The sequence below is a fragment of the Halomonas sp. 707D4 genome, from assembly GCF_024158685.1.
Classification (GTDB): domain Bacteria; phylum Pseudomonadota; class Gammaproteobacteria; order Pseudomonadales; family Halomonadaceae; genus Vreelandella.
Genome location: NZ_JAMZBD010000480.1, coordinates 1 through 2,284 on the forward strand (window position 1 = coordinate 1; position 2,284 = coordinate 2,284).

1 protein-coding gene and 1 pseudogene are annotated in these 2,284 nt (G+C 67.9%); one reads left to right on the plus strand and one right to left on the minus strand.

Annotation, left to right across the window (positions count from 1 at the left end; genetic code table 11):
- Window positions 1–630 (plus strand): LysE family translocator (locus BIS11_RS15505; protein WP_367399224.1); only part of this gene is annotated, 630 nt, incomplete at its 5' end.
- 65 nt (window positions 631–695) lie between these two features.
- On the opposite strand, the pseudogene rlmKL reads toward BIS11_RS15505, so the two are convergent.
- Window positions 696–2,183, minus strand: a pseudogene (gene rlmKL, locus BIS11_RS15510) (bifunctional 23S rRNA (guanine(2069)-N(7))-methyltransferase RlmK/23S rRNA (guanine(2445)-N(2))-methyltransferase RlmL); the annotation flags it as partial.
- Between the last annotated feature and the right edge of the window lie 101 nt (window positions 2,184–2,284).

The window sequence follows — 2,284 nt, forward strand, 5'->3', positions numbered from 1 at the left end:
TTACGAGACTTCGTCATGCTGGGAATCATCCTGTTCGGGGTGGGCATCATGTACACGCCCGGCCCCGTGAACCTGCTCGGCCTGAACGTGGGCATCAACGGCCAGGGCCGCCGCGCCATTGGCTTCTGTGTGGGCGTGGGCTGCGCCATGCTGACCTACCTGCTGGTGCTGGGCTTCGCCGGAGCGGCGTGGATCGGCGGGCAAGCGCTGGTCATGCTGAGCGCAGTGGGCTGTGGCTATATTCTCTATCTCGCCTGGAAGATCGCCCGCGCCAGCGCGCGGCTCGACACCGCGAGCACGCCCGCACGCGTGCTCGGCTTTCGGGACGGCGTGGCGATGCAGCTCCTGAACCCCAAGACACCGGTGGCGGTGCTGCCCATCGTCACCCTGCAGTTTCCGGCGGCGGGTATCGAGGGCGCGAGCCTGGTGGTCTGGTCAGCGGGGCTCGCGCTGCTCGCCGCCGGCGCCCCGGGCAGCTACGTGCTGCTGGGTAGCCTGGTCGGCCAGCGCATTCATCGACCGCGGCTGATCAAGGCATTCAACCGGGTCATGGCTTTGCTGCTGGCCGCGGTTGCGCTCTCGATCGGTTTCGAGCACGTGTGGGGGCCGCTTGCCGAGGCGATGGACTGATCGGGCAGACGGGGCGCCGGTTCGAGATGTTGCTCGACCGGCGCTCCGCTGAGGCGTTCGCCCGGCTAGCCGCGGTGGCGCAGCACGAAGACGTGGTGCAGGTTGGTGCGCCGCTGAAAGTCCGGGTCGAAGGTCTTGTCGGTGATCTCCTCGACCGCGAAGCGCGCGCGCAGCGATTCGTCCAGCGTGAAGCGACGCTGGTTGTTGGAGAACACCAGGATGCCACCGGGGGCGAGCCGCGCCATGGCGAGTTCGATGAGCCTGGGGTGGTCGCGCTGCACGTCGAGGGTGTCGCGCATCTTCTTGGAGTTGGAGAAGGTGGGCGGGTCCATGAAGATCAGGTCGAACTCGGTGTCGGCCCCCTCCAGCCAGCGAAAGCAGTCCTCGCGCACGAGCTTGTGGCGGCGCGTGTCCAGCGCGTTCAGGGCGAAGTTGTCCTTGGCCCACTCCAGGTAGGTGTTGGACATGTCGACGCTGACGCTATCGCTCGCCCCGCCCAGGGCCGCCTGCACCGTGGCGGTCGCGGTGTAGCAGAACAGGTTCAGAAAGCGCTTGCCGCTGGCCATTTCACCCAGCATGCGCCGCACCGGGCGGTGATCGAGAAACAGCCCCGTATCGAGATAGTCGCGCAGGTTCACCCATAGCCGCGCGCTGCCCTCGCGCACCTCGAAGCGTTCGTTGCTGGCATCGCGCTTCTGGTACTGGGCGTGGCCGGCCTGGCGCTCGCGGCGCTTGACGTAGATATCGCCGGCACGCACGCCGAGCGCCTCGGGCAGCACTTCCAGCGCATCGAACAAGCGCTTCTGGGCCTGGGCGGCGTTGACCGACTTGGGCGCGGCGTACTCCTGCACGTGAACCTTGTCGCCGTAGCGGTCGATGGCCAGGGCAAACTCCGGCATGTCGGCATCATACAGCCGGTAGCAGTTCTCCCCGCTCTGCTTGAGCCACTTCTTCAACCGCTTCTGGTTCTTGGCGAGCCGGTTGGCGAACATCCGTGCGTTCTCGGAGACCACTCGCGCGCCGCTCTCCTGCTCCTGGCCGCGCTCCTCTTGCTTCACGCGCTCCTCGCCCGCCGGCCCTTGCGCAGCGATCTCCATCAGCAGCAGCTTGGCGTCCAGGGCGCCGTTTTTCAGCGCGTACTGTTTGTGGGCACGCAGCCCCAGGCGATGGCCGAGGTCCGGGTTGCCGGTGAACAGCGCCAGCGTCCAGCCTGGAAACAGCGCCTTGGCCTTCTCGCCCAGGGTGGCGTAGAGGCCGACGAGCTCCGGAAGCTCCCCCAGGCGCTCGCCATAGGGCGGGTTGGTGATCAGAAGGCCACGCTCGGCGAGCCCGTCCGGGCGGCTCAGCTGGCTGAGGCTCTGGCCGGTAAAGGTGATCAGCGCCGGCACGCCGGCGCGCATGGCGTTGGCCTTGGCCGCCGAGAGCGCCGCCGGGCTCTGGTCGAACCCGTAGAGCGCATTTTTGCAGCGCTTGCGCCCGATGGAGGCGCGCGCCTGGGCCTCGCGCACGAGTTCCAGCCACGTAGTGCGCGCATGCCCCGCCCAGCACTTCCAGCGCATCGATCTTTCCGGTGACAGCCTGCACCGGCGCGGCTATCGCCGCGAGGTGGGCCACGCGCCGCTCAAGGAGAACCTGGCCGCCGCGCTCTTGATCC